Raw genomic sequence first — 19,534 nt, forward strand, 5'->3', positions numbered from 1 at the left:
GCCTCAGCCCTTGATCGCCCCGAAGATGACGCCCTTCGTGAAGTGGCGCTGCACGAACGGGTAGACGACGAGCACCGGGATGATCGCGAGGACCATCACGGCCATCTTCACCGGCAACCCGGTCACGGCGCCCGTCGCGACGTCCACCTGCCCGACCCCGGAGCCCGGCAGCGTGACGCCCTGCAGCACATAGGAGCGCAGGACGAGCTGCAGCGGCCATTTGGCATTGTCGTTGATGTAGAGCATCGCGTTGAAGAACGCGTTCCAGTACCCGACGCCGTAGAACAGGGCGACCACCGCCGTCACCGCCTTCGACATCGGCAGCACGATCTGGCCGAGCACGCGCCACTCCCCCGCGCCGTCGATCCGCGCGGCGTCGGTGATGCCGGGGTCGATGCCCATGAAGAAGTTGCGCAGCAGCAGCACGTTGAACGCCGAGACCGCGCCGGGCAGGATCAGCGACCAGTAGGTGTCGATCAGACCGAGGTTGCTCACCAGCAGGTAGGTCGGGATCATCCCAGCCCCGAAGAACATCGTGATCAGCAGCACGAAGAGGATCGGGCGGTGCCCGAACGAGGACGGCTTGGATAGCCCGTAGGCGCACAGGATGGACACCGTGGTGGACAGCAGGGTGCCGACCGCTGTGACACCGATGCTGACCATGGTCGCCCTCGTCACGATGCCACCGGCGAGGATCTGCCGGTAGGCCGCCGTGGTCAGTTCCGTGGGCACGGTGATCAGGCCGCCGGCCTCGGTCACGGCCGCCGTCGTGGACAGGGACGTGATGATCACGGTGTACAGCGGGTAGACGACGGCGAGGACGATCAGGGCGAGCACGATCACCTTCGCGCCGGTCCCCAGCGCGGTGGGTCGGTCCTCCCAGGCCGGGCGGTGCTTGGAACGGCGGGGACGACGGCGGGGGTCGGGCCGGGCGGTGCCGGTGACGGTCTCGTCGATGGCCGGGTGGGTTCCCCGGTTGGATCCGAGTGCGGTACTCATGCGCGCTTGTACACCCCAGCTTCTCCGAAGACGTGTGCGATCTTGTTGGCCCCGAGCACGAGGATCAGGCTGACGATCCCCTTGACCAGGCCGGCGGCGGCGGCGAAGCTCCAGTCACCGTTGATGACGCCCTGGTAGTAGACGAACGTGTCGAGCACCTCGGCGACGCCGGCGCCGACGGCGCCGCGCTGCAGGATCAGCTGCTCGAAGCCGACGGTCAGCGCGTCGCCGAGCCGCAGGATCAGCAGCAGGATGATGACCGGACGCAGGGCGGGCAGGGTGATGTGCCAGATCCGGCGCCATCGGTTCGCGCCGTCCATCACCGAGGCCTCATACAGGGCCGGGTCCACCGTGGACAGGGCCGCGAGGAAGATGATGATGCCCCAGCCCGCGTCCTTCCAGACCGATTGCGCCGTGATCAGGACCAGGAACGTGTCCGGGTTCGTCATGATGTCCGGCATCGCGATCCCGTTGTCCGCCAGGATCCGGTGCAACTGACCGGCGCCGCCCAGCAGCTGCTGGAAGATCGTGACGACCAGCACCCACGAGAAGAAGTGCGGTAGGTACACCACGGACTGGATCGTGGTCCGGATCGCCGGCGTGATGACGCTGTTCAGCAGGAGCGCCAGCACGATCGGGATCGGGAAGAAGAACACCAGCTGGAACGCGGTGATCACGAGCGTGTTGCGGACCGCGTCCCAGAACAGCGGGTTCGTGAAGACGCGCTCGAAGTTCCACCAGCCCACGAACGGGGAGTCGAGGATGCCCACATACGGGGAGTAGTCCTGCCAGGCGATCACGTTGCCGAGCATCGGCACGTACGCGAACACGCCGAGCAGCACGATCACCGGGATCGTCATGATGAGCAGCGACCGGTCCCGCTTGATCCGGCTCCACGCGCTCCGGTGCCGCACCGGCGGGCCGGAGCCGGCCCGCCGGGAGGACCGAGGTCGGTGGGCGGCCCGGGCCGTCCCGTCGGGGCCGTCGGAGCCGGCAGCGCCGTCGCTGCCGCCGGCACCGTCGCTGCGGGTCGTTGCGGTCACTGCGCGTCCAGGATGCCGGTGTAGAAGGCGCGCAGCTCCTCACCACCCGAGGTCCGCCAGGTCTCGATCGCGGTGTCCAGGTCCGCCATGGACTTGCGGCCGCGGGAGATGTCCTTCTCGAGGTCCTCGAACGGCTGCGCCAGGGAGGCGTACTGGGTCGGCTCGGTGATCTGCATCCCGAAGAAGGCCGGGTCCTGGACGTACCCGGCGGCGTCGGCCATCCAGGTGCAGAACGCCTCCACGAAGCCGGGGTACTGCACCTTGGTGTTCACCACGGGCGGGTCGGTCAGGAAGATGTAGGTGGGCTGCACCTCGGTCGCGGCACGTTCGGTGGACACCGGCAGGCCGTTCTGGTCGAACGTGAAGTGGACGTCCTCGAGGCCGAAGTTGATCAGCTGGTACTCGGTCGTGCCGAACGGGGAGGCGAGGAAGTCGGCGACCGCGAGCAGTTCCTCGATCCGCGCCGAGTCCTCGTTCTTCTTGATGAACGAGAAGATGTTGGCCGGGTTGCCCTTCCACAGGACCGGCGTGCCGCCCTCCGCCGCGAACGGCGTGAAGGGACGTTGGGAGTAGGTCGGGTTCGACGCCAGCTGCCGGCCGAGCGCCTCGTGCCAGCCGCCGACGCCGTCGTTGCTGATCAGCACCAGTCCGGACTCGAACCGGGTCTTGGCGTCACCGGAGTTGTCGGCGACGGCGTCCGGGTGCACCGACCCCTGCGCGAACAGCGCCGCGTTCCACTCGAGCGCGGCGCGGTACTCGTCGGTCTCGACGCGGTGGGTGAGCGTGCCGTCGTCGTTGATCCGCCACTTCGGCACCACACCGTGGATGATCACCGAGGAGTTCCACAGGTCGTTCGCGCCCCACCGGTCGGCACCGGTGAGCTCCTTGGCCAGGTCGAGCAGTTCCTGGCCGTTCGTCGGCTGCGTGGTGATGCCCTCGGCCTCGAGGATGTCATCGCGGTAGAAGATCGCGTCGGTGATGATCTCACCGGGGAACGGCAGCGCCTTGAGCTGACCGTCGAAGACACAGAACTTCCAGACGTCCGTGGGGATGTTGGCGAGGTTCGGGTACTTCTCGACGGCGTCGCCGGCCAGGTACGGCGTGAGGTCCTCGAACAGTGCCTCGACGGCCTGGTCGAAGCGCGGCGGGATGTTCCAGGTGGGGATGGAGACCCAGTCCGGCACGTCCTGCTCGGAGGCGAGCACCGCGGCGAGCTTGTCACCGTAGGTGTTGCCGTCGCTGATCTGGAACGTGATCGTGGACCCGATGGCGGCGTTCACGGCGTCGAAGTACTGGTTGCCCTCGGTCGGCGGGATGGCGCCCCAGAGCGGGGTCATCGCGGTGAACTCCGAGCCAGATCCGGGCGGGGCGTCGAACACCTGGACCAGTTCCGTCGGGATCGTCGCATAGCCCGCCGTGGACCCGTTCACGCTCGGGAAGTCAGGGGTCACGTAGTCGATCGGGATGTGGTTCGGCAGCGCGCTGGTGACGTCGCCTCCCCCGCCGCTCGGGCCGGCCGAACCACCGGGCGGCTCGGAGCTGCAGGCCGCCAGAGCGGCCGAGGAGGCCGCGCCGAGGCCGAGGATGGTCAGGAACGACCGCCGGTTCAGCGGTAGCACCCGGGTCACGTCTGGGTGGGAGTCCAGGTTCATGTTCGCGTTCACTCCTTCGTGGATGGCGGACCGCTGCCTCGGTGCGCCTCTGCGCGCACTCATCGAAGCGGTTCGAACGTGCCGATCGTAAGCCACCATGCACGGACAGCGCAACCACTTCCCTCGCCGACTCCGACGGCTGGAAAGACGCCCGAGGAACCGCCATAATGAAACGAGATGGACGGGCATCGAGTGGGTTGATGCCGACTGGGCAGAGAGACCGATCGCAACGCTCCGGGAATCGAACCGATTCGAACCGGGATCGCTCTCTCGCGCAGACGTCAAGGCGAAGGAGCATCGACGGTGCCTCAACGGGACACGGCAGGACCCAAGACCGGGCGGGACCTCCCGGCAGTCGTAGGCGACCTCCTCGCGCAGCTCACCGACGACGAGAAGGTGGCGATGCTGCACCAGGCGAGCCCCGCCGTCGAGCGTCTCGGCCTGGCTCCGTTCACGACCGGTGCGGAGGTGCTGCACGGGGTCGCCTGGCTCGGTCGGGCGACCATGTACCCGCAACCCGTCGGCCTCGCCGCCGGCTGGGACCCGGACCTGCTTCGCCGCATCGGGGCGCAGGTGGGCACCGAGCTGCGAGCCAAGCAGGCGGCCGATGCGACGGTCAGCCGCAACGTCTGGGCGCCCGTGGTGAATCCGTTGCGGAACCCGCTCTGGGGCCGTAACGAGGAGGGGTACTCCGAGGACCCGCACCTGACCGCGGAACTTGCCGCCGGGTACGCGCTCGGCCTGCGTGGTGATGACCAGCAGGTCTGGCGCACCGTGCCCACCCTGAAGCACTTCCTCGCCTACAACAACGAGACCGACCGCGCGGTCACCTCCTCGCAGCTGCGCCCGAGGGTGCTGCACGAGTACGAACTGCCCGCGTACCGGGGCCCGATCGAGGCCGGCGTGGTCGGCGCGGTGATGCCGTCCTACAACCTGGTGAACGGCCGGCCGAACCACGTGGCGCGCGAGCTGCTGGAGGAGCTGCGGTCCTGGACCGATCAGTCCCTTCTCGTCGTCTCGGACGCGGGGGCGCCCACGAACCTGAGCCGGTCCGAGCGCTACCATCCGGACCCCGTCGAGGCGCACGCCGCCGCGCTGCTGGCCGGGGTGGACTCGTTCACCGACAACGGCCAGGACCCGGCGCCGACCCTGGCCCTGGTGCGCGAAGCCCTCGAGCGCGGCCTGATCTCGATGGCGGACGTCGACCGTGCGGTCGCCCGGGTGCTCACCGTGCGGGCCCGCTCCGGCGAGTTCGATCCGGCCGACCCGTACGCCGCCATCACGGCCGAGCACCTCGACCTGCCCGAGCATCGGGACCTGGCCCGGGAGGCCGCCGGGCGGGCCGTGGTGCTGCTCCGCAACTCCGGGGTGCTGCCACTGACGCCGTCCGGTTCGGTGGCGGTGATCGGCCCGCTCTCCGGCCGGGTGCTCCCGGACTGGTACGCGGGCACGCCGCCCTACACGGTGAGCATCGCCGACGCCGTCCGGGCCCGCTGGGACGGCACCGACGTCACCGTCGTGGACGGTTCGGACCGGATCGCCCTGCGCTCGGTCAGCACCGGCGCCTACCTGCGCGCCGGCGCCGACCAGGTGCTGGTCGCCGACGCACCGGGCGCCGGTGAGGACGCGCTCTGGGACATCACCGACTGGGGGCACGGCGTGCTCACCCTGGCCGGGGCAGGTACCGGACTGCTGCTGCGCGCCGACGGCGAGCAGGTCGTGGCGGATGCGACCCGGCCACAGGGCTGGGTGGTCGGTGAGTCCTGGCGTGCGCACAGGCACTCCGACGACACCTGGTCCTTCCAGCACATCGGCACCGGTCGGTGGCTGCGTGTGGAGGCGCACGGAGGCGGCGTCGGCGCGACCGGCGCCACCATGGACGAGGCCGAGCGGTTCGTCCGCCGGCTCGTGCGCTCGGGCACGGCGGCCGCCGCGGCCGCGGCGGCGCACGCGGACGTGGTGGTGTGCGCCGTCGGCAACGACCCGCACCTGCTCGGCCGGGAGACGCAGGACCGGCCCGGACTCGCCCTGCCGGCCCCGATGGCCGAGCTGTGGCGGACCGTCCAGGAGGCGAACCCGGACGCCGTGCTCGTCCTCGTCTCGAGCTACCCCTATGCCCTGGATGCCGCGGCCCGGGACGCCGCGGCGATCGTGTGGACCTGCCACGGCGGCCAGGAGGCGGGCAACGGGCTGCTGGACGTGCTCCTCGGCGAGGTCGAGCCGAGCGGTCGCCTCCCGCAGACCTGGTGGGCCGACGGGTCCGACGCCGGTGACCTGCTCGACTTCGACATCCTCGGCTCCGGCACCACCTACTGGTACTCCGAGGCCGCGCCGCTGTTCGCGTTCGGGCACGGGCTGACGTACTCCCGGATCGGCTACGACGCGCTGACCGTCGAGACCGTCGAGACCGTCGGCACCGACAACACCGCCGTACTCGCCCGCGTGACGGTGTCGAACACCGGGGACCGGCTGGCCACCGAGGTCGTTCAGGTCTACACCGACTCCCCCGGGCACCCGGTGCCGTTCCCGCGCCGCCTCGCCGCCCATGCTCGAGTGAGGCTGGCGCCCGGGGAGCGCCGCACGGTCGAGCTACGGATCCCTGCCGAGCGGTTCTCGGTCTGGGACACCACCCGAGCAGCGATGGCGGTCCTGACCGCCGACTACCGGGTGCTGGCCGGTCCGAACGCGGCCGACACCCCGCTGGTGGTTCGCGTCGCCCTTGCCGGCGAGCCCGTCACCGCGCACCGCCTGCCCCTGCGCGCGGTCGACTTCGACACCCACTCCGGCACCCGGATCGAGGAGGCCACCCCGGCCACGGGCGAGGTGGTCACCGCGCCGTCCGGCTCGGGATGGCTGGGCTTCAGCGCCGTCGCCGACCTCGCCGAGGCGGCCAGCGTGACGGTCGCCCGCACCGCGCCCGGACCGGCGTCGGTGACCCTGGAGACGATCGCCGACGGCGGAGCGCACCAGTTCGCGCGGGCGGAGGTCCCCGCGGGGTTGGGCCGGCACGATCTCGCCGAGGTGTCGCTGGCGCCGCTCGGGGCCGGGCTCGCCGCCGGGCCGGCGCAGGACGAGCGGGCACCAGGGCTTCGGGTCGTCCTGGCTGGTCCGGTCCGATTGGCCGGGGTCGAGGGACGAACCAGCACTGCAGTCAGTGCCGCCGACGCCTCATCGCTGCCCGGAGGCGGCCAAGACACGACGGAAACGGGAAGCCGGCGATCGTGAGCTGAACTGCCGCGGGTGAGGTGCTGGGCGGTCAGTGGCGCACCCGATAGCGCAGGTGTAGCACCCGGTTGCCCTGAATCACGACGTCAGGATCCTCCAGCAGGTGCTGTGCTCGGACCGACCCGAAGTAGCGCTTGCCGGACCCGAGCACGACCGGTGCGACGTCCATGCGCACCTCGTCGACCAGGCCCGCGGCGAGCACCTGGCCACCGACGTCGCCGGCGGCGACCTCGATGATGCGCTCACCCACGAGCCCCCGCGCCTTGGCCATGGCCGCCTCGACGCCGTCGACGAAGTGAAACGACCCCTCTGGGTCCCAGCCCTCGGGCTCCGGCCGGTGCGTCACGACGACCACATGGTCGACCCCGCCCGGAGGTTTCCCGTCCCAGCCGTCCGTCAGGTCGAAGACGTGGCGGCCGACGATCGTCGCGCCGATCTGGTCCCAGTACGGCCGGACGTGGTCGAAGGACGTCTGCGACACCTTCAGCACGCCGCTCTCGTCCAACGGGACGTCACCGCTGAGCAACCAATCGAACAACGGCCCGGGCTGGTCGTTCTCGTCCGCGATGAAGCCGTCCACCGACACCGAGCTGTACATGACCGTCGTGCCCATGGGCGCTCCTCTGCTGGGGATTTCCCTCAGATTAGAGCGTCGTGAGCCGTCGCTCTTGTAGGAAATCAATCGGCCGGCAGCGGCCAGCTGTCCAGCACGTGGCCGGGATGCTCGCGCATGAACCGCTGCCGGGCTTCGACGTATCGCGTCGGGGTGAGCCCGGTGAAGGCCCGGAACTCGTGGCCGAAGTGGGCCTGGTCGAAGTAGCCCGCCCCACTCGCGAGGTCGGCCCAGTCGATCGGCCCGGCGGGGTCGATCGAGAGCACGGTAGCGGCGAAGCGGTAGGTGCGGGCCAACCGCTTCGGCGTGACGCCGATGAGCTCCTTGAACCGCTGTGCCAGATGGGTGCTGCTGACCCCGGCCGCCACCCTCAGGTCGTCGATCGCCACCGCCCCGCCGGTCGCCGCGATGACTCTGCTCGCATGGCGGATCAGTCCCAGGCCGGCCGTCTCGCACAGCCGTCGCATCAACTCCTCCTCGAGGAGGGTCAGCATCTCGTGCGGTCCCACGGCCGTGGCCAGCCGGTCTCGCAGCTCGGCGACGGCTGGTCGACCCCAGATCTGCTCCACCGTCACCGGCCGGTCACACAACTCGGCCGCCGGCATCGGCAGGAACGGGGCCAGCCCCCACGGCTTGAAGTGCACGCCGACGGACCGGGTCCGGAGTGGGTAGCCGAACTCCCACGCGCGGGTGGGCATCGTGACCACGCAGCCGTCGGCGTACTCGGCCATCTCGACGTCGGTGCCGGCGCGGATGCGGAACGGCGCACCGAGGTTGACGATGAGCAACGCCGCCGGCGGCGGCAGCGTCAGCCGGGCGTACGGCGACTCACCCTCCAGGTAGTAGAGGTCGTCGATCAGCCCGTCCAGCGGAGGTCGCGGCACCCTTGGCACGTACTCCATGTCCACAGTATCGCCGACTCCAAGCCGACCACACCCTGCATGGTGAGGAGCCGCCCAGGCGCTCGAAGTCCAGAGCGATCCAGTACCGGACGAGCGTCCGCGGTCCACCGGTCCCAACGGTTCCTCGCCGACCGGGAGCACTACGATCGGGGGGTGGCCGGAGAGCGGATGTACCCGATCCTGCCGTGTCCTGATCTCGCTGAGGCGATCGAGTTCTACGGCTCGTTGGGCTTTGCGGTCACGTACCGGCAGGAGAAGCCGAACCCGGCCGCGGTGGTTCAACTGGAGGACATGGCGATCCACCTGGCCGGCGTGCCAGGGTACGAGCCCGAGTCCTCGCCGTGCAGCGTGATCGTCACGGTGCCCGACGCCGAGCGGTTGCGCTCGGACTTCGCGGACGGTCTGCGTGCCTCGCGTGGCCGTGTTCCGGTGGAGGGCGTTCCTCGGCTTCTCAGGCTGCGCCGCAAGGCGGGCACCGCGGTGGGTTTCAGCGTGATCGACACCGGTGGGATCTGGCTGCGCTTCTACCAGGAGGGATCGCAGGAGGAGACAGCGACGACCCGACGCGACGGCCTCGCACGGGTGATCGATGTCGCGGCTCGGCAAGGGGAGGCGCGCGGTGAGGATGGGCTCGCCCTCGCGAAGGTCACCGCGGGTCTGGACAGGTACGCCGACGCTCCGGTGGCTGAGCGGATCGAGGCGCGGGTCTATCGCGCCGAGTTGCTGATCAGGCTCGGTCGCGCCCAGGAAGCGAGCTCGGAACTCGATGCCGTGGACGCCCTGATCGCCGAGTCCGGCACCGCCGAGTACTCCGCTGAGACGCTCCTCGAGCTGCGGACGGCAACGGTCCCGCCGACGTAGCGCCCGACGAGACCGACGTCCATGGGGTTCGCAGGGTCCTGATGCGGACGCGCCGGGTGCAGACTGGAACCATGGACTCACCGGGCTCCAGCGACGCGGGTACCGGCCTCCGGGTGGACACCACCGGGTGCGCGGTCGACGACCTCGTCTACTGCGGCGCCGTGCAGGTGGCCGCCGACTCCGCGGAGCCCTGGGACGGGATCGTCGAGCGGGCCGTCACCGAGGGCTGGCTCGGTGTCGAGGCGCTCTCCGGGCTGCCGGGCTCGATCGCGGACGTGACCCTGGCCAACGCGTCCGCGTACGGCCAGTCGGTGAGCGACGCCGTCGTGTCGGTGCGGACCTGGGACCGCTCCGTCGACCGGCAACGGACGTTCGCGGCGGTCGAGTGCGGCTTCGGGCCCGGCACGTCACGGTTCACCGAGCGTCTGGCCGACGGGTCGCTGCGGTACGACGTCCGCGAGGTGACTCTCCTGCTGAAGCAGGGCGATCTCACCGCCCCGATCCGCGACGACGCACTCGCCGTGAGGCTCGGCGTCACGTCCGGGCAGCGGGTGCCGCTGACCCGGGTGCGTCGCGCCGTCCTGGCCGACTGACCGCGGTCAGCCGAGCGTGCCCGGACCCGTGACGGCCACGCCGTCGCGGTAGACCTGCTGCACCCGCAGGTCGGCGTCGGCGACGACGACGTCGGCCCGGTACCCCTGGCGCAACGCCCCGACGTCCGTCAGGCCGAGCACGGATGCCGGCGTCGCGGAGGCGGCCAGCACGGCCGCGCGAAGGCCCACACCGCCGTCGACCGTGGTCCGGACCACGTCGATCAGGTGGGCGGTGCCACCCGCGATCGAGCCGCCCTCCACGAGCCGGGCGACGCCCGAGGTGACCTGCACGGCGAGGGCACCGAGCAGGTACTGTCCGTCGGGCATGCCGGTGGCTGCCATCGCATCGGTGACCAGCGCGATGTGCTCCGGCCCGACCAGGTCGAACACCTCCCTGACCAGGTCCGGGGACACGTGGGTGCCGTCCCCGATCAGTTCGACCACGACCGCCCCCTGCCGGGCCAGCGCCAGCGCCGGTGGGACCGGACCCGGGTCGCGGTGGTGGATCGGCCGCATGCCGTTGAACAGGTGGGTGATGGTCGGCCGGCTCCGGGTGCGCCCGGCCATCGCCTCCACGGCCTCGACCAGAGCCGCGCGCATCGCGGGCGCGGCGGCGTCGGTGTGTCCGAAGGAAGGCACCGCACCAGCGGCGATCAGGGTCTGTGCCACTCCCCCGGGACCGACCACGCCGGGCGAGTCGGGGGCGATCGTCATCGAGACCACGTGCCCGCGGCCGAGGGCGAGCAGGTCCGCGGTCAGCGCCGGGTCCCCGTCCAGGAGCAGGGCCGGGTCGTGTGCGCCGCAGCGCACTTCGTTCAGGAACGGCCCCTCGAGGTGGATCCCGACGATCTCGCCCGCATCGGCGAGGTCGGCGAGCGTGCTCACCCGGGCCCGGAGCGTGTCCGGGGCCGCGGTGACCAGGGACGCGACCATGCGGGTGGTGCCGTGCGCCAGGTGCTCGGCGACGGCCGGCCGGGCGGCCTCGGCGTCCGGGGCGTCCGGGAAGCCGACCCCGGCACCGCCGTGGTTGTGCAGGTCGACGAGGCCGGGCAGGATCGTCCGGCCCGACGGCGCCTGCGCGCTCGCGATGGCGGCCGCGGCGGGCCCGTCCGCGCCGGCGCCGGCGACGGGACCCACCCAGGCGATCCGGCCGCCGTCGATCATCACGACGCCGTCATCGATCACCGCCTCCGGCGTGACCACCCGCCCTCGCAACACGATCGGAACCGGGACAGGCGTGGGGGGAATCGACGACGACATGCACCCATTGTGACCGATCGCCGATACCGCCCGCGCCCGCCGACCGGGTACCCGCCCGGCACCGGAGAGCGTCAGAACAGGCGCGAGTCCACGTCGTCGATGCCGCGCATCGCGTCGTAGTCGAGCACGACGCAGCGGATGCCGCGGTCGGTGGCCAGCACCCGGGCCTGCGGCTTGATCTCCTGGGCGGCGAACACCCCGTCCACCGGAGCGAGCAGCGGGTCGCGGTTCAGCAGCTCGAGGTAGCGGGTGAGCTGCTCCACGCCGTCGATGTCACCACGGCGCTTGATCTCCACGGCCACCGACGTACCTCCGGCCGACCGGGCCAGGATGTCCACCGGACCGATCGCCGTCGGGTACTCGCGCCGGACCAGGGTGTGCCCGTCTCCGAGCAGCGTGATCTGCTCTGCGAGCAGCTTCTGCAGGTGCGCCTCGACGCCGTCCTTGACCAGTCCGGGATCGACGCCGAGCTCCGTCGTGGTGTCCGAGTGCACCTCGTGCAGGGACACCACCAGCCGGTCGTCGGTCTTCGTGTGCTGGACGGTCCAGACGCCGGTGACGCCCACCTCCGCCTGGGCCGCGTCCGGCTCCGACTCCGAGAGCCGGCACGGCGGCGACATCCAGTTCAACGGCTTGTACGAGCCCCCGTCGGAGTGCACCAGCACCGAGCCGTCAGCCTTGACCATGAGCACCCGACGGGCCAGCGGCAGGTGCGCCGTCAGCCGTCCCGAGTAGTCGACCGCGCAGTCGGCGATGACGATCCGCATACGTGTGTTCCTTTCCGCGCCGGACGCAGCCGGGTGCGGCTGCGACCCGGTGGCCAGCGAGGGGTGTCCTCAGACGATACGGGACGTGTTCGGGTCCGGCGGCGCCGCCTCGAGCCAGGACCGCAGGCCGTCCAGGGACTGGTCGTTCGCGGCGAGCAGGAACTCCTCGTCACGGTAGACACACCGGGCCTCGCTCACGCTGCTGAGACGCCCGTCCACCTCCCGCCGGGACCGGTCGAGGATGTCGAGCTCGCGCCGTTCCCACCGGGTGGTCGGGCGCAGGGACAGCGAAACCACCTCGTACCAGTCGAGGTGGTCCCTGGTGTAGCTGGCGATCCCGGCCAGCCAGCGGTTGCCGGTGTACTTGGCACACTCGAACGATCCGACCCGGTGGCTGAGGGTGCGAAGCCGCCACAGGAAGAGGGCGATCAGTACCAGGGCGAGCACGACCGCAACGGCTCCGACGGCGATCGCGATCCTCATCCGGTTGGCTCAGTTCTCGCCGGACGCCTGGTCCTCGTTGGTGGTCGGATCGACCACGATGGTCACCGAGTCCTGGTCCACCGAGATGAACCCGCCGTCGACGTCCATGGTGATCGCCTCGCCCGAGGTCGGCCGGACCCGCACCACACCGGCGCGCAGCACCGCCAGGACCGGCTGATGGCCGGTCAGGATGCCGAGGTCACCGTCGGCCGCGGGCGCACCGATGCTCACCGCCTCACCGGACCACCAGGTGCGGTCCGGGGACACAATCTCCACGTTGAGCGGCACGCCGCCCTCCTTCGTTCGATAATCGGACGGGCCGATCGGCGACGCTCCTCGCGGTGCGCCGGCCGATCGGCCTACCGTTGTGCGGTCAGTTGATCTCGGACTGGATCCGGGCCCAGTTGCGCTCGAGATCCTCCAGGCCACCGATGTTGAAGAACGCCTGCTCCGCGACGTGATCGTACTCACCGGCGGCGATCTTGCCGAACGCCTCGATGGTCTCGGACAGCGGCACGGTGGAGCCGACCACCGACGTGAACTTCTCCGCCATGTAGGTGTTCTGGGACAGGAACTGCTGGATCCGGCGGGCCCGGTTCACGGTGATCTTGTCCTCTTCGGACAGCTCGTCGATGCCGAGGATCGCGATGATGTCCTGCAGTTCCTTGTTCTTCTGCAGGATCGCCTTCACCTGGGTCGCCACCCGGTAGTGCTCCTCGCCCACGTAGCGCGGGTCGAGGATCCGGGAGGTCGAGGCCAGCGGGTCCACGGCCGGGTACAGACCACGCGAGGCGATCTCACGGGAGAGCTCGGTCGTGGCGTCCAGGTGCGCGAACGTGGTGGCCGGGGCCGGGTCGGTGTAGTCGTCGGCCGGGACGTAGATCGCCTGCAGCGAGGTGATCGAGTGGCCGCGGGTCGAGGTGATCCGCTCCTGCAGCTGGCCCATCTCGTCGGCCAGGTTCGGCTGGTAGCCCACCGCGGACGGCATCCGGCCGAGCAGCGTGGACACCTCGGAACCGGCCTGGGTGAACCGGAAGATGTTGTCGATGAACAGCAGCACGTCCTGCTTGGCCACGTCGCGGAAGTACTCCGCCATGGTCAGTGCGGACAGTGCCACGCGCAGACGCGTGCCCGGCGGCTCGTCCATCTGGCCGAAGACGAGGGCCGTCTTCTCGAAGACTCCGGCCTCCTCCATCTCGACGATCAGGTCGTTGCCCTCACGGGTGCGCTCGCCCACACCGGCGAACACGGACACACCACCGTGGTCCTGGGCGACGCGCTGGATCATCTCCTGGATGAGCACGGTCTTGCCCACACCGGCGCCGCCGAACAGGCCGATCTTTCCGCCGAGCACGTACGGCGTGAGCAGGTCGATGACCTTGATGCCGGTCTCGAACATCTGCGTCTTGGACTCGAGCTGGTCGAACGCCGGCGGCTGACGGTGGATCGGCCAGCGCTCGGTGACCTCGAACGTCTCACCCTCGGCGAGGTTCAGGGGCTCACCGATCACGTTGAAGACGCGACCCTTGGTGATCTCACCGACGGGCACCGAGATCGGCGCGCCGGTGTCGGTCACCTTGGCCCCGCGGACGAGGCCGTCCGTGGGCTTCAGCGCGATGGCGCGGACCATGTTGTCGCCCAGGTGCTGAGCCACCTCGAGGGTCATCTCGAAGGCGCCCTCACCCTCACCCTGGGTGGACAGGTCCACCGTGGTCTTGAGGGCGTTGTACATCTCCGGGATGGCGTCCGGCGGGAACTCGATGTCGACGACGGGGCCGATCACGCGCGCGATGCGGCCCACGCCGGGGCCGCTCGCGCCCGGCGCCGTGGTGTCAGTGGCGGTAGCAGTCATGGATAGCGATCCTTCGGTGTGGTTGGTGCTCAGCTCGCGGCCAGGGCGTCGGCACCCGAGACGATCTCGCTGATCTCCTGGGTGATCTCGGCCTGCCTGGCCTGGTTGGCAAGCCGCGTGTAGTTGGTGATGATGTCCTGCGCGTTCTCGGTCGCGGTGTGCATCGCGCGCTGCCGGGCGGCGAGCTCGGAGGCCGCGGCCTGCAGCAGCGAGTTGAAGATCCGGCTACGGATGTACCGCGGCAGCAGCGCGTCGAGCACCGCGTCGGCGGACGGCTCGAACTCGTACAGCGGCATGACCTCGCTGGTGGGCTCCGCCACGCCGTCGACTACCTCAAGGGGCAGCATCCGCAGCACCTGGGGCTCCTGGGCGACCATCGAGCGGAACCGGGTGTAGACCACGTGCAGCTCCGCGACGCCACCGGCGTCGACCGGGGCCCGGAACGCGTCCAGCAGGGTCTGACCGATCTCCTCGGCCACCTCGACCCTTGGGTTGTCGGAGTCGCCGAGCCAGGTGCGCTCGAGCTCGATGCCACGGAAGCGGTAGAAGCTCACGCCGCGTTGCCCGGTCACGTACAGGACCGGGTCCTTGCCGTCCTCGATCAACTGGGCCCGCAGGCGCTCCGCCTCGCGCAGCACGGTCGCCGAGTAGGCGCCGGCCTGGCCACGGTCGGAGGTGACCACGAGCAGGGCGACCCGGTTCGTGTCGGTCCGGTCCTTGGTCAGGACGTGGTCGACGTCCGTGTGTGAGGCCACGGCGGACACCGCACGGGTGATGGCCCGCGTGTACGGGCTCGCCTTGACCGCGCGGTCCCGGGCCTTGCCGATCCGGGACGCGGCGATCAGCTCCATGGCGCGGAACATCTTCTTCAGCGTCTGGGTCGACTTGATCTTCTGCTTGTAGACCCGTTGTTGCCCGGCCATGGATCAGCCCCGCTTCTGCCGGACGATCTGCTCCTGGTCGATGTCCACGTCCTCGTCGGTTCCTTCGGTCTCGACGACACTCTCACCGTCGGAGGCGAGGAAGGTCGTCCGGAACTTGTCCGCGGCCTCCTCCAGCGCCTTCGTGGCGACGTCATCGAGCTTGCCGGTGCTGACGATGGTGTCCAGCACGTCGGAGTGCCGACGGACATAGTCGATCAGTTCCCGCTCGAAGCGGCGCACGTCGTGCAGCTCGACCTTGTCGAAGTACCCATGCGTGCCGGCCCAGACCGAGACGACCTGCTCCTCGACCGGGTACGGCGAGTACTGGGGCTGCTTGAGCAGCTCCATGAGCCGCGCACCGCGGGTCAGCTGCTGGCGAGACGCCGGGTCCAGGTCGGAGGCGAACATCGCGAACGCCTCGAGCGAGCGGTACTGGGCGAGGTCGATCTTCAGCGTCCCGGAGACCGACTTCATCGCCTTCACCTGGGCATCGCCACCCACACGCGAGACGGAGATACCCACGTCGACGGCGGGACGCTGGTCGGCGTTGAAGAGGTCCGACTGGAGGAAGATCTGGCCGTCCGTGATCGAGATGACGTTCGTCGGAATGTAGGCCGACACGTCGTTCGCCTTCGTCTCGATGATCGGCAGGCCGGTCATCGAGCCGGCGCCGAGCTCGTCGGACAGCTTCGCGCAACGCTCGAGCAGGCGGGAGTGCAGGTAGAACACGTCACCGGGGTAGGCCTCGCGGCCCGGCGGGCGGCGCAGCAGCAGGGACACGGCGCGGTAGGCCTCGGCCTGCTTGGACAGGTCGTCGAAGATGATCAGGACGTGCTTGCCGCCGTACATCCAGTGCTGGCCGATGGCCGAACCGGTGTAGGGGGCGATGTACTTGAAGCCGGCCGCGTCGGAGGCGGGCGCAGCCACGATGGTGGTGTACTCCAGCGCACCGGCGTCCTCGAGGGCGCCGCGCACGGAGGCGATCGTGGAGCCCTTCTGACCGATCGCGACGTAGATGCAGCGGACCTGCTTGTTGACGTCGCCGGTGTCCCAGTTGGCCTTCTGGTTGATGATCGTGTCCAGCGCGATCGCGGTCTTGCCGGTCTGCCGGTCGCCGATGATGAGCTGACGCTGACCGCGCCCGATCGGGATCATCGCGTCGATGGCCTTGAGGCCGGTCTGCAGCGGCTCGTGGACGGACTTGCGGTCCATCACCCCGGGTGCCTGGAGCTCGAGGGCGCGGCGACCCTCGGTGGCGATCTCGCCGAGACCGTCGATCGGCTTGCCGAGCGGGTCCACAACGCGTCCGAGGTAGCCGTCGCCGACCGGCACCGAGAGCACCTCGCCGGTGCGCCGCACCGGCTGGCCCTCCTCGATCCCGCTGAACTCGCCGAGGACCACCACACCGATGGACCGCACGTCGAGGTTCAGTGCGAGGCCGAGAGTTCCGTCCTCGAACTTGAGCAGCTCGTTCGCCATGACCCCGGGCAGACCCTCGACCTGGGCGATACCGTCCGCCGCGAGGGTGACCGTGCCGACCTCCTCGGCCGCGCTACCGGCGGGCTCGTAGGAGTTCACGAAGCTGTCGAGCGCAGCCCGGATCTCCTCGGGCTTGATCGTCAGTTCAGCCATCTCTACGTCCTTCTCTTCTGACCGCCTCGTGGCGATCGGTTCGTCTCGTCAAGTGTGCGGGTGGTTCGGCCCCTGGGGAAGTGCGGCCGGGTGGCCGATCCTGGGCCGGGCGGCTCAGCCGGCGAGCCGTCGCTGTGCCTCGTCGAGGCGGGAGAGCATCGTGGCGTCGATGACCTCGTCACCGAGCTGGATCCGAAGACCCCCCACGACGGCGGGGTCCAGGGCGACGTTGACCTGCACGGCGCGGCCGTACGCCCGGGCGAGGATCTCGCCGAGGCGCGCGACCTGGACCTGGGTCAACGGGCGGGCCGCCGTCACCACGGCGACCAGCTGCTGGCGCCGCGCCGCGGCTGCCTCGTTGAGCCGGACCAGGGCAGCGGTCAGGGTGGGCGCCCGGTGCGTGCTGAGCGCCCGCTCGAGCAGGGCGGCCGTCTCGGGAGCCACTCGGGCGCCGAACAGGGACGTCAGCAGTCGCTGCCGGTCGGCAACGGTGCGGTCCTTGTCCGCAAGTGCGAGCCGCAGCTCACGGTTGTCGGCGAGCAGCCGGATCGTGCGGAACAGCTCGTCCTCGACGCGGATGAGCTCGCCGCGCGACTCGGCGCCGGCGAGCAGCGACGTCGTGCCCAGCTGTTCGATCGAGTCGGCCAGGTCACCCTCGGCCGACCACCGTGACCGCACCAGGCCGGCGAGCAGGTCCGCGACCGCTCCGCTGACCTTCGGTCCGAAGACACCGGCCACGACGGCGGCCTTGTCCTCGCCCGAGCGGGACGGGTCGGTCAGGGCACGCCGCAGGGCGGCCGAGCCGTCCAGGACGTCGACCACGCCGAACAGCTCGGTGCCGTACCGGAACGAATCCGCTCCGGCCGTGCCGAGGACCGCCTCCCAGCGGTCGGTGGCGGCTGCGAGTGATCCCTGGCTGCTCGCCCGCATCACGCCTCCGGCTCGCGCGACCCCGTGGCACCCGAGGGCACGCCGGCGTCCAGTTCGTCCAGGAACCGGTCGATCACACGCGACTGCCGTGCGTCATCGGTGAGGGACTCCCCGACGATCCGCGACGCGAGCTCGGAGGCCAGGCCGCCGACCTCGGTGCGCAGCGAGACCACCGCCGCCTGACGCTCGGCGTCGATCTGGCGCTGCGCGTTCTCGGCGATCCGGTTGGCCTCCGTCTGAGCCTTGGCACGAGCGTCGATGACGATCTGCCCACCGTCGCTGACGGCCTCCTCACGGATGCCGGCTGCCTCCTTGCGGGCCTCGGCGAGCTCGCGCTCAACGTCGGCCTTCGCGGAGGCAGCCTCGGCATGGGCCTTCTCGGCCAGTGCCAGACCGCCTTCGATCTTCGCCGTGCGCTCATCCAGGATCGCGTTCAACTTCGGCAACAGGTACTTGAAGAAGAAGAATCCGATGATGACCGTGACCACCAGCGACCAGAAAATGTCATAGCCGGCGGGCAGCAGGACGTTCGGCGCGGCCTCGTCTGCGTGAATCATGGGGTACTCCAACGCCAGTGGGAAAGGACGATCAGGTGAACATCAGCCCGGCGACGAGGCCGAGCAGACCGAGCACCTCGATAAGGGCGGCACCGATCATCATGTTGGTGAACAGCCGACCAGCGACCTCGGGCTGACGCGCCGTGGCGATCTGGGTCTGACCGATGACGATACCGAGACCGATACCGGGGCCGATCGTCGCGAGACCGTAACCGACGGTGGCGATGTTTCCGGTGATACCTTCCACTGCATTTCCTTCCTGAAGGCGCTCGGGGTGAGCGTCTGGGGTTCTGCGGACGGGGCGGCTCAGGGTGCGAGCCATGCCCTGGGAGAGAAGCTCAGTGCTCCTCTTCCAAGGCGAAGTTGAGATAGATCGATGCGAGCAGGGTGAAGATGTACGCCTGCAGCAGTGCCACGAAGATCTCGAACAGCGTGATGAAGATGCCGCCGGCGAACGAGAGCGCGCTGGTCAGCTTGATCAGTCCGCCGCCCTCCAGGAGGAGGAAGTTAGTGGCGGAGAAGCACAGCACCAGCATCAGGTGCCCGGCCATCATGTTCGCGAGCAACCGGATGGTCAGGGTGGCGGGGCGCAGGATGAAGACCTGCAGCGCCTCGATCGGCGTGATCAGCAGATATGCCGGCCACGGGATCCCGGGCGGGAAGAGTTGGGCCTTGAGGTACTTGCCGACGCCGTGCTTGCGCACACCGGCCGCGAGGTAGACCACCAGGACCCAGACGGCGAGCACGAGCGGCAGGCCGACCCGGGCGGTGCCCGCGATGTTCAGGAACGGGATCACCCCGGCGATGTTCATCGTCAGGACGGTGAAGAAGATCGTGGTCAGCATCGCCAGGTACGGCTTGGCGCGCTCGTGGCCGAGCACCTGTTCGGCGATCTGGACCCGGACGAACTCGACGCCGAGCTCGATGATGTTCTGGCCGCGACCCGGAACGAGCTTCGCGCGGCGGATCCCCAGCCAGAGCAGCAGGAGCAGGACCACCATCATGATGACGCGGACGAGCATGATCCGATCGAAGCCCCACCAGGAGTCGAGATCGGTGCTGCCGAAGATGGCCGGCGGGAAGAACTCGTCGATCCCGGGGGCGTGGAAACCGCTGCCGGAGGAGTCCTCGGTCTCGGCCAGGATCGGCAGGGCGATGGCTGCGGTGGACAGGATTCTCTCCCCAGGGAGCATCGGGCCCAGCCCTGCTCGCTGTACGGAGGCAGCGTCGCAGGAACCGAAC

19 protein-coding genes are annotated in these 19,534 nt (G+C 69.8%); 3 read left to right on the forward strand and 16 right to left on the reverse strand.

Annotated features, from left to right (window positions below):
* Positions 1-3: 3 nt before the first annotated feature.
* The 3 genes from GKS42_RS18185 to GKS42_RS18195 are packed head-to-tail and all read right to left on the reverse strand — an operon-like array spanning position 4 to position 3,694.
* Positions 4-999, reverse strand: coding sequence for a carbohydrate ABC transporter permease (locus GKS42_RS18185; RefSeq protein WP_154795107.1), 996 nt, complete (start codon positions 997-999; stop codon positions 4-6).
* Positions 996-2,042 carry an ABC transporter permease gene (locus GKS42_RS18190; protein WP_435529646.1) on the reverse strand — a complete coding sequence of 349 codons (1,047 nt, stop codon included), beginning with the start codon at positions 2,040-2,042 and terminating at the stop codon, positions 996-998. Before GKS42_RS18190 ends, GKS42_RS18185 begins: the two co-directional genes overlap by 4 nt.
* Entirely contained in the window at positions 2,039-3,694 is a 1,656-nt protein-coding gene (locus GKS42_RS18195) for a type 2 periplasmic-binding domain-containing protein (RefSeq protein WP_154795108.1), read from the reverse strand. The genes GKS42_RS18190 and GKS42_RS18195 overlap by 4 nt, the downstream gene beginning before the upstream one ends.
* A gap of 303 nt (positions 3,695-3,997) precedes the next feature.
* On the opposite strand from GKS42_RS18195, the gene GKS42_RS18200 reads away from it, so the two are divergent.
* Positions 3,998-6,919 (forward strand): beta-glucosidase family protein, encoded by a 2,922-nt coding sequence (locus tag GKS42_RS18200; protein WP_232847732.1) that lies wholly within the window; start codon positions 3,998-4,000, stop codon positions 6,917-6,919.
* A 31-nt stretch (positions 6,920-6,950) separates the two neighbouring features.
* Here GKS42_RS18200 and GKS42_RS18205 read toward each other — a convergent pair whose 3' ends face one another.
* Positions 6,951-7,532, reverse strand: coding sequence for a dihydrofolate reductase family protein (locus GKS42_RS18205; RefSeq protein ID WP_154795109.1), 582 nt, complete (start codon positions 7,530-7,532; stop codon positions 6,951-6,953).
* 65 nt (positions 7,533-7,597) lie between these two features.
* On the reverse strand, positions 7,598-8,434 hold the full coding sequence (locus GKS42_RS18210; RefSeq protein WP_154795110.1) for a helix-turn-helix domain-containing protein: 837 nt from the start codon (positions 8,432-8,434) through the stop codon (positions 7,598-7,600).
* A gap of 153 nt (positions 8,435-8,587) precedes the next feature.
* Between GKS42_RS18210 and GKS42_RS18215 the strand changes: the two genes are divergently transcribed.
* Positions 8,588-9,295: a VOC family protein gene (locus tag GKS42_RS18215; protein WP_154795111.1), complete on the forward strand. Its 708-nt coding sequence runs from the start codon at positions 8,588-8,590 to the stop codon at positions 9,293-9,295.
* 71 nt (positions 9,296-9,366) lie between these two features.
* Positions 9,367-9,888, forward strand: coding sequence for a UDP-N-acetylmuramate dehydrogenase (locus tag GKS42_RS18220; protein WP_154795112.1), 522 nt, complete (start codon positions 9,367-9,369; stop codon positions 9,886-9,888).
* A gap of 6 nt (positions 9,889-9,894) precedes the next feature.
* Here GKS42_RS18220 and GKS42_RS18225 read toward each other — a convergent pair whose 3' ends face one another.
* From GKS42_RS18225 to atpB, 11 genes are all read right to left on the reverse strand, one after another.
* Entirely contained in the window at positions 9,895-11,148 is a 1,254-nt protein-coding gene (locus tag GKS42_RS18225; RefSeq protein WP_154795113.1) for an N-acetylglucosamine-6-phosphate deacetylase, read from the reverse strand.
* Between the two features lie 71 nt (positions 11,149-11,219).
* On the reverse strand, positions 11,220-11,915 hold the full coding sequence (nucS, locus tag GKS42_RS18230) for an endonuclease NucS (protein ID WP_154795114.1): 696 nt from the start codon (positions 11,913-11,915) through the stop codon (positions 11,220-11,222).
* Positions 11,916-11,984: 69 nt separating this feature from the next.
* Positions 11,985-12,398 (reverse strand): DUF2550 family protein, encoded by a 414-nt coding sequence (locus GKS42_RS18235; protein ID WP_154795115.1) that lies wholly within the window; start codon positions 12,396-12,398, stop codon positions 11,985-11,987.
* Positions 12,399-12,407: 9 nt separating this feature from the next.
* Positions 12,408-12,686 (reverse strand): F0F1 ATP synthase subunit epsilon, encoded by a 279-nt coding sequence (locus tag GKS42_RS18240; RefSeq protein ID WP_154795116.1) that lies wholly within the window; start codon positions 12,684-12,686, stop codon positions 12,408-12,410.
* Positions 12,687-12,771: 85 nt separating this feature from the next.
* Entirely contained in the window at positions 12,772-14,250 is a 1,479-nt protein-coding gene (gene atpD / locus GKS42_RS18245; protein ID WP_154795117.1) for a F0F1 ATP synthase subunit beta, read from the reverse strand.
* Positions 14,251-14,279: 29 nt separating this feature from the next.
* Entirely contained in the window at positions 14,280-15,173 is an 894-nt protein-coding gene (locus GKS42_RS18250; RefSeq protein WP_154795118.1) for a F0F1 ATP synthase subunit gamma, read from the reverse strand.
* Between the two features lie 3 nt (positions 15,174-15,176).
* The gene (gene atpA / locus GKS42_RS18255) at positions 15,177-16,805 is read right to left on the reverse strand and encodes a F0F1 ATP synthase subunit alpha (protein WP_154795119.1); all 1,629 of its coding nucleotides are present in this window, start codon (positions 16,803-16,805) and stop codon (positions 15,177-15,179) included.
* Positions 16,806-16,919: 114 nt separating this feature from the next.
* Positions 16,920-17,735 carry a F0F1 ATP synthase subunit delta gene (locus GKS42_RS18260; RefSeq protein WP_154795120.1) on the reverse strand — a complete coding sequence of 272 codons (816 nt, stop codon included), beginning with the start codon at positions 17,733-17,735 and terminating at the stop codon, positions 16,920-16,922.
* Positions 17,735-18,292 (reverse strand): F0F1 ATP synthase subunit B, encoded by a 558-nt coding sequence (locus GKS42_RS18265; RefSeq protein WP_154795121.1) that lies wholly within the window; start codon positions 18,290-18,292, stop codon positions 17,735-17,737. Before GKS42_RS18265 ends, GKS42_RS18260 begins: the two co-directional genes overlap by 1 nt.
* Before the next feature lie 31 nt (positions 18,293-18,323).
* On the reverse strand, positions 18,324-18,614 hold the full coding sequence (gene atpE, locus GKS42_RS18270) for an ATP synthase F0 subunit C (protein WP_210769214.1): 291 nt from the start codon (positions 18,612-18,614) through the stop codon (positions 18,324-18,326).
* 16 nt (positions 18,615-18,630) lie between these two features.
* Entirely contained in the window at positions 18,631-19,485 is an 855-nt protein-coding gene (gene atpB, locus GKS42_RS18275) for a F0F1 ATP synthase subunit A (protein WP_154795122.1), read from the reverse strand.
* Positions 19,486-19,534: the final 49 nt, after the last annotated feature.

Origin of the sequence: Occultella kanbiaonis, from assembly GCF_009708215.1 — a bacterium.
In the GTDB taxonomy this organism is placed as follows: Bacteria; Actinomycetota; Actinomycetes; order Actinomycetales; family Beutenbergiaceae; genus Occultella; species Occultella kanbiaonis.